General features: G+C 68.6%; 8 protein-coding genes. 5 read left to right on the forward strand and 3 right to left on the reverse strand.

Annotated elements, in window-relative coordinates; all coding sequences use genetic code 11:
- The 5 genes from odhB to lpdA form a co-directional block, all read left to right on the forward strand.
- Positions 1 to 885, forward strand: an 885-nt coding sequence (odhB, locus tag ACE3QW_RS24045) for a 2-oxoglutarate dehydrogenase complex dihydrolipoyllysine-residue succinyltransferase (protein ID WP_374254535.1), incomplete at its 5' end; no start/stop codon positions are given.
- 11 nt (positions 886 to 896) lie between these two features.
- Complete coding sequence (locus ACE3QW_RS24050) at positions 897 to 1151, forward strand: hypothetical protein (protein WP_250168734.1); 255 nt, start codon at positions 897 to 899, stop codon at positions 1149 to 1151.
- Positions 1129 to 1404 (forward strand): DUF4160 domain-containing protein, encoded by a 276-nt coding sequence (locus ACE3QW_RS24055; RefSeq protein WP_374254541.1) that lies wholly within the window; start codon positions 1129 to 1131, stop codon positions 1402 to 1404. The genes ACE3QW_RS24050 and ACE3QW_RS24055 overlap by 23 nt, the downstream gene beginning before the upstream one ends.
- Complete coding sequence (locus ACE3QW_RS24060) at positions 1401 to 1685, forward strand: DUF2442 domain-containing protein (protein ID WP_250168732.1); 285 nt, start codon at positions 1401 to 1403, stop codon at positions 1683 to 1685. The genes ACE3QW_RS24055 and ACE3QW_RS24060 overlap by 4 nt, the downstream gene beginning before the upstream one ends.
- 19 nt (positions 1686 to 1704) lie before the next feature.
- Entirely contained in the window at positions 1705 to 3108 is a 1404-nt protein-coding gene (gene lpdA, locus ACE3QW_RS24065; protein ID WP_374254537.1) for a dihydrolipoyl dehydrogenase, read from the forward strand.
- Positions 3109 to 3303: 195 nt separating this feature from the next.
- Here lpdA and ACE3QW_RS24070 read toward each other — a convergent pair whose 3' ends face one another.
- From ACE3QW_RS24070 to ACE3QW_RS24080, 3 genes are all read right to left on the reverse strand, one after another.
- The gene (locus ACE3QW_RS24070; RefSeq protein WP_155982391.1) at positions 3304 to 3441 is read right to left on the reverse strand and encodes a hypothetical protein; all 138 of its coding nucleotides are present in this window, start codon (positions 3439 to 3441) and stop codon (positions 3304 to 3306) included.
- A gap of 223 nt (positions 3442 to 3664) precedes the next feature.
- Positions 3665 to 4204, reverse strand: a complete 540-nt coding sequence (locus ACE3QW_RS24075; RefSeq protein WP_029555888.1) for a CAP domain-containing protein — start codon at positions 4202 to 4204, stop codon at positions 3665 to 3667.
- A 123-nt stretch (positions 4205 to 4327) separates the two neighbouring features.
- Positions 4328 to 6782 (reverse strand): DUF3772 domain-containing protein (locus ACE3QW_RS24080; protein WP_374254539.1); only part of this gene is annotated, 2455 nt, incomplete at its 5' end.

Consider the following 6782-nt stretch of genomic DNA (forward strand, 5'->3'; position numbering starts at 1 on the left):
AGCAACGGCCCGGCCGTTGGCCGCATCGCCGCCGAGACCGGCGTGAACCCGGCCGACGTCGCCGGCTCCGGCAAGGACGGCCGCGTCACCAAGGGCGACATGCTGGCCGCCATCGCTTCGGGCGTTTCGGCGGCTCCCGCCGCCGCCCCTGTGGCGGTGCGCGCGCCCTCCGCGCCGACCGACGCCGCCCGCGAGGAGCGGGTGAAGATGACCAAGCTGCGCCAGACCATCGCGCGCCGCCTGAAGGACGCCCAGAACACCGCCGCCATGCTCACCACGTTCAACGACGTGGACATGACCGCGGTGATGAGCCTGCGCAGCCAGTTCAAGGATGCCTTCGAGAAGAAGCACGGCACCAAGCTCGGCTTCATGGGCTTCTTCACCAAGGCGGTGATCGCGGCGCTGAAGGACATTCCGGCGGTGAACGCCGAGATCGACGGCCAGGATCTCGTCTACAAGAACTATTACAACATCGGTATCGCAGTGGGCACCGAGAAGGGCCTCGTGGTTCCGGTGGTGCGCGACGCGGACCTGCTCTCCGTCGCCGAGATCGAGAAGGCCATCGCCGGCTACGGCCGCAAGGCGCGTGACGGCAAGCTCGGCATCGAGGAGATGCAGGGCGGCACCTTCACCATCACCAACGGCGGCATTTACGGCTCGCTGATGTCCACCCCCATCCTCAACGCGCCGCAGTCGGGCATCCTCGGCATGCACCGCATCGAGGAGCGCCCGGTGGTGATCAAGGGGCAGATCGTGATCCGCCCGATGATGTACCTCGCCCTCTCCTACGACCACCGCATCGTCGACGGCCGCGAGGCCGTGACCTTCCTGGTGCGCGTGAAGGAGACCCTGGAAGATCCCGCGCGTCTCGTGCTGGATCTGTGAGGATGTGAGGGATGGCCAGGCACCGGAAGCGTCTGGCCATCCTTCTTCTCGCCTATGCGGGAGCCGTCTGCGCGGCCTTCAGCGGCTGGTTCGGAGGACGGGCGTTCGAGATCATCATGGCCAGCCCGGGGCTGATGATGGGCCAGAGCTTCCCCGAGCAAGTCTGGGCCTTCGCTTTCTTTGCCGGCGCGGTGGTATTGGGACTGGTCTTTCTAGTCGTGCTCGAGCGCCTCGTTCCGGCTGATCCCCCCTCCGAACGGAAATGAGAATGCCGACCGTGGCCATCGTGGAGGGCGTGACCATCCAGTTCTTCTTCAGCGATCATCCGCCTCCGCATTCCACGCCCGGTTCGCCGAGCATCAGGCCTTGATCGCGCTGAACAGCTGGGATGTGCTGGAAGGATCGCTGCCCGCCCCCAAATTGAGGGCGGTTCTGGATTGGGCAAAGGCCCATGAAGACGAACTGGTGACCTGCTGGAAGAAGGCCGTGGTGCGCCAGTCGCCGGGGAAGATCGGATGAAGCTCGGAAACACCATCGTCTCGGTCGAGGTGCCCCGCTTTCCGCTGGTCCGGCTGACCTATGCGGACGGCTTTTCCGCGACCCTCGACTTTTCAGAGAAATTCGCCTGGGGCGAGGCGACCCGCCCCCTTTCCGATCCGGCTTTCTTCGCCACCGCCCATGTGGGCTCTGGTGGATCGAGCCTCGAATGGATCTGCCCAGACGGCGAGGAAATCGATTTCTGCGCCGATGCCCTGCGGCTCGAGGCGGAGGCGCTTGCCGACCGTCCTGCGGCCGAGTGATACCTGAACCGAGGAAACCATGTCCTACGATCTCATCATCATCGGCACCGGCCCCGGCGGCTATGTGTGCGCCATTCGCGCGGCCCAGCTCGGCCTCAAGGTCGCGGTGGTGGAGAAGCGCGGCACCCATGGCGGCACCTGCCTGAACGTGGGCTGCATCCCCTCCAAGGCGCTGCTCTATGCCTCCGAGCTGTTCGAGGAAGCCGGCCACAAGTTCGGCGAGATGGGCATCGGCGTTCCGGCTCCCAAGCTCGATCTGCCCGCCATGCTGGCCTTCAAGGACCGTGGCGTGGACGGCAACGTGAAGGGCGTCGAGTTCCTGCTGAAGAAGAACAAGGTCGACGTCTACATGGGCGCCGGCAAGATCCTCGGCCCCGGCAAGGTGGAAGTCACCCTCAACGCCGACGGCAAGGTCGAGGTGCTGGAGACGAGGAACATCGTCATCGCCACCGGCTCCGACGTCGCCCCGCTGCCGGGCGTGACCATCGACGAGGAGCGCATCGTCTCCTCCACCGGCGCGCTGAAGCTGCCCAAGGTGCCCGGCAAGCTCGTCGTGGTGGGCGCGGGTGTCATCGGCCTGGAACTGGGCTCGGTGTGGCGCCGCCTCGGCGCGCAGGTCACCGTGGTGGAATTCCTCGACCGCATCCTGCCCGGCATGGATTCGGACGTGGCCAAGTCCTTCCAGCGCATCCTCGACAAGCAGGGCTTCACCTTCAAGCTCGGCACCAAGGTCACCGGCGTGGACACCAAGGGCAAGACCCTGAAGGTCTCGGTGGAGCCCGCCGCGGGCGGCGCGGCCGAGGTGCTGGAGGCGGACGTGGTGCTGGTCGCCATCGGCCGCATCCCCTTCACCGCCGGCCTCGGGCTGGAGGAGGCGGGTGTCGCCAAGGATGCGCGCGGCCGCGTGGTCACCGACCACCACTTCGCCACCAACGTGCCCGGCATCTACGCCATCGGCGACGTGATCGTCGGCCCCATGCTCGCCCACAAGGCCGAGGACGAGGGCGTGGCGCTGGCGGAGCAGCTGGCCGGCAAGGCGGGCCATGTGAACTATGACGTGATCCCCGGCGTGGTCTACACCTTCCCGGAGGTCGCTTCCGTCGGCAAGACCGAGGACGATCTGAAGGCGGCGGGCGTCGCCTACAAGGTCGGCAAGTTCCCCTTCACCGCCAACGGCCGCACCAAGGTGAACAACACCACGGACGGCTTCGTGAAGATCATCGCCGACGCCGCCACCGACAAGGTGCTCGGCGCCCACATCATCGGCCCCGAGGCCGGCGAGATGATCCACGAATGCGCGGTGCTGATGGAGTTCGGCGGCTCGTCGGAAGACCTCGCCCGCACCTGCCACGCCCATCCCACCCGCTCGGAAGCGGTGAAGGAAGCGGCCATGGCCGTGGAGAAGCGCGCCATCCACATGTGAGGGCGCGGCGGGCCCGTGAGCTTGCCTCAGGGGGCCCGCGTTCAGCCCGCGCGGCGCATGAGCGTGGCCAAGGAACAGAAAAGGCCGGCGGGGCATCCCGCCGGCCTTTTGCGTTCCGCGCATAAAAAAGCCCCGGCCCGAGGGCCGGGGAACGGAGGTTCCTTCCGGGAGGAAGCCGAGGCGCGCGCGCCGAAATCAGCCGCCCTTCTGGGTCACCGGATTGCTGGCGGTGGTGGTGGTGTCGCCGATGGAGGCGTTGGTCATGCCCGGGCACGCGAGCGCCGGGCCGGCGAGGACGCTCAGGGCGCACACGACGAAAGCGATCCGCTTCATCTTCCTCTCCTGCCTGTCACGTATCAACGCGCTGATTAGGCCAGAGAAAGGCCCGGCGGGAAAGCCCTCCGCCCGTACCGCACGATCACGAACATGCGCAGCTTGGCTGTCATGCCATCGGCCTCGGCCTTCGATCTAGGCTGTGCGGGCCACGCTCAGGCGCCGCGCGGGCTTGACCGAAGGCCCGTGAGTCAAGCGCACGGGCCTTTAGGGCAATAGTCCCTCAGCGCGAGGCGTCGTCCGGCTGGGCGAGGATCAGCGCCCAATAGACCTTGTATTTCGAATTGGGGGCGTTGGCCGTGGCGATACCCATGCGGGTCACGCCCGGCTCCAGCATGTTCTTGTTGTGCGAGGGGGAATCGCGCCAGCCGGAGAAGGCCTCGGCCAAAGTGTGGTAGCCGGCGCCCACATTCTCCACCGCCCGCTTCGCGTCATAGCCGGAGGCCTTGATGCGGGTGATGAAATTGCGCCCGCCCACCTCGTGGGAGAGGTTGTCCGCCTTGGCCATGGCGTTGGCCTGGTCCTGGGCGAGGCGGCTCAGCGTGTCGTCGATGGTCACCGCCGGCAGGCCGCGCGCGGTCCGGTAGTCGGAGAGGAGGGAGGCCGCGGCGGCGGCGTCCACCGGCTTACCGGTCTTGGCGAGGTTGATGTAGAAGGCCGGCTGGGTGTCGATCTGCTCGGTGGTGGCGCAGCCGGCGAGGACGGCGAGAAGCGCAAGGCCGGCACCGGCGAGGAGGGAGCGGCGGAGGATCTGTTCGCGCATGTCTCGGCTTCCGGCTGGCCTTTTCGGGCGGGCTTTCGGGGGGCGGCCCCCCGGCATTCCCCCTGTCTTGTGCGCCGGGAGGGTTGAGGAAGCGTTAGCGCGCCCGGCCCTCCCGGCCCCGGCCTATTGCAGCGGATCGGGCGGCGACGGCGGCGGGGGCACCATGTCGCGGGGGGCGCGGGCCAGCGCCGCCCAAGGCTGGGCCACCATGCCCACATGCGCCTTGCGGAAGCGCGAGAGCACCTGGAAGTGCAGGTCGCTCTTCACGGTCAGCGCATAGTCCACGTTGGCCACCACGCAGCGCAGCTCGAACACGATGCCCGCGTCGGCGAACTTCATCAGGAACACGCGCGGCGGCGGCGTCTGGAGCACCTGCGGATGGTCGCAGGCGCAGCCGACCAGGATGTCGCGCACCTCCTCCGGGTCGCTGTCATAGGAGACGGTGACGGCGACGATGATGCGGCCGGTGGTGTTGGAGTGCGTCCAGTTCTTCACCATGCCGGTGATGAGGTCGGCATTGGGGACGATCACCGTGGCGCGCTCGAAGGTCTCGATCTCCGTGGAACGCACCGAGATGCGTCGCACATAGCCTTCCTCGCCCTTCACGTTGATGGTGTCGCCCACCCGGATCGGTCGCTCGGCGAGCAGGATCAGGCCGGAGACGAAGTTCGACACCACCGACTGAAGGCCGAAACCGATACCGACCGAGAGGGCACCGGCGACCAGCGCGATGTTCTCGAGGTTCAGCCCCAGCTGCCCCATGGCGACCATCACGGCGATGATGGTGCCCACATAGCCGACGATGGTGGAGATGGAGGATTGCAGCGAGGGCTCCAGCCCGGTGCGCGGCAGCAGCGCGCTCGACACCCATTTCTGCAGCCCGCGCGCCGCCGCGAGGCTGACGAGCAGCAGCAGCACGGCATAGACCACGCTCCACAGCGTGATGGTGGCGTTGCCGATGCGCACGCCGAAGGAGACGCGCTCCACCGTCTCCATCATGTCGGCGGTGGAGGTGCCCCAGCTGCCGACGATGAGGAAGGCGGCGACGACAAAGAGCTGGAGCTTGAGCAGGCCGGAGGCGATGACGCCGATCAGCTCCACCCGCTCCGGCTTCAGGCCCAGCATGCTGGAGATCATCCGCGCGCGATGGGTCTCGGCCGAAAGCCCCTCGCCGAAGAAGGCATCGATGAGGGCGTAGAGCAGATAGAGCACGCCGAGCACGGCGGCGGCGATGACCATGCGCGCGGCGACGAAGGCCGCGAAGCTGATGTAGCCGGCCACCAGCGCCCCGAGGAGCGCGAACACCGCCACCCACACGAACAGGCGGATGTAGCGCGGCGGTGCCGGTGCCGGGCCGGTGGCGGCGATGGCCGCGGCGTCGGTGGTCGCCGAGTCCTTCGTCGTATCCGCATCGGCCTCCGCGCGGGCGGCGCCGACAAGGAAGCGCGAGATGAAGCCGGCGATGAGCAGCGACATGATCGCGCTCGTCACCACCGTCAGTCCCACGGGCGCGAACAGCACCCGGTGCAGGGCGTTGAGCGCGGCGGCGATGGCCAGCGTCCACACGGTGAAGGAGAAATAGCGGAAGGTGAGGGCGGCAGCGCCGTCCGAGAGCGGCGGCAGGCGGCGCCACGGCTCGTTCGGCGCCAGGAAGGCGCGGCCCACGGCGTTGCCGATGGCCTTGATGAAGATGGCGATGAGGATGCCCTGCACCAGCTCCTCGGCGCGGGGCGGAATGATCTCGAAGGCGCCGATGAAGGCGATGGCGGCCATGGCCGCGGCCGGCGCGACCGTGGCGTTGAGGAACAGGACCTTCATCGCCTCGCGCGCCGCGCGCAGGCGGGTGAAGCTCTCGCCCTCGGCCGGCGCGGGGGTGCGCAGGCGCTTGCGCAGCAGGCGTCCGCCCGCCACCACGGCCGCCATGATGGCAAGGCCGCCGATGACGATGCCGATGACGGCCAGCGGCGACAGGCGCCGCACCGAATAGGCGCGCCAGTCGTTGCCGAAGTAGCGCAGGGCGCGGAACTCGGAATTCAGCGCGTTGAAGGCGTTGGTCCACAGGTCCGGATCGAGGACGGAATCCACCCGCTCGAACAGCTGGCCGGTGAACAAGGCGCGGCGGCGCGAGCTGATGCGGTCGGAAATCTGGTCGCCGCGCAGCACCAGCGCGCGGTTCTGCTTCAGGACGGCGCCGAGTTCGGCGGAGATCTTGGTGAGCCGCTCGCGGTCGGCGGCGACGGTCGGCTCCTCGGTGGCGCCCTCGGCGGGCTTGGGGCCGAGGCCGCTGAGCCGGCTCTCCGCGTCGGCGACGCGGGGGGCGATCTGGTCGGAAACGGCGGCGAGGTCCTTGCGGGCCGGATCGAGGCGCTGGCGCAATTCGTCGAGGTCGCCGGGGCGCAGGCCCTCCACCGCGAGGGCGGCGTCGATGGAATCGAGGGCGGAGCGGGCCGCCTCCATCTTCTCGCGGGCGGCGACGATGGTCGGATCGGGCGGCACCGGGGCGGGCTTGGCCACCGGCTGCGTCGGCGTGGCATCGCCGGCGGCAGGCGCGGGGGTGCCGGCGGCGGCGGGGGGCGCG

Origin of the sequence: Xanthobacter sp. (assembly GCF_041911315.1) — a bacterium.
In the GTDB taxonomy this organism is placed as follows: Bacteria; Pseudomonadota; Alphaproteobacteria; order Rhizobiales; family Xanthobacteraceae; genus Xanthobacter; species Xanthobacter aminoxidans.

Excerpts from the sequence above, each read along its gene's own strand:
- lpdA (WP_374254537.1), top strand. The coding sequence starts at position 1,705 with ATGTCCTACGATCTCATCATCATCGGCACCGGCCCCGGCGGCTATGTG.
- ACE3QW_RS24075 (WP_029555888.1), bottom strand. The coding sequence starts at position 4,204 with ATGCGCGAACAGATCCTCCGCCGCTCCCTCCTCGCCGGTGCCGGCCTT.
- ACE3QW_RS24060 (WP_250168732.1), top strand. The coding sequence starts at position 1,401 with ATGAAGCTCGGAAACACCATCGTCTCGGTCGAGGTGCCCCGCTTTCCG.
- ACE3QW_RS24070 (WP_155982391.1), bottom strand. The coding sequence starts at position 3,441 with ATGAAGCGGATCGCTTTCGTCGTGTGCGCCCTGAGCGTCCTCGCCGGC.
- ACE3QW_RS24050 (WP_250168734.1), top strand. The coding sequence starts at position 897 with ATGGCCAGGCACCGGAAGCGTCTGGCCATCCTTCTTCTCGCCTATGCG.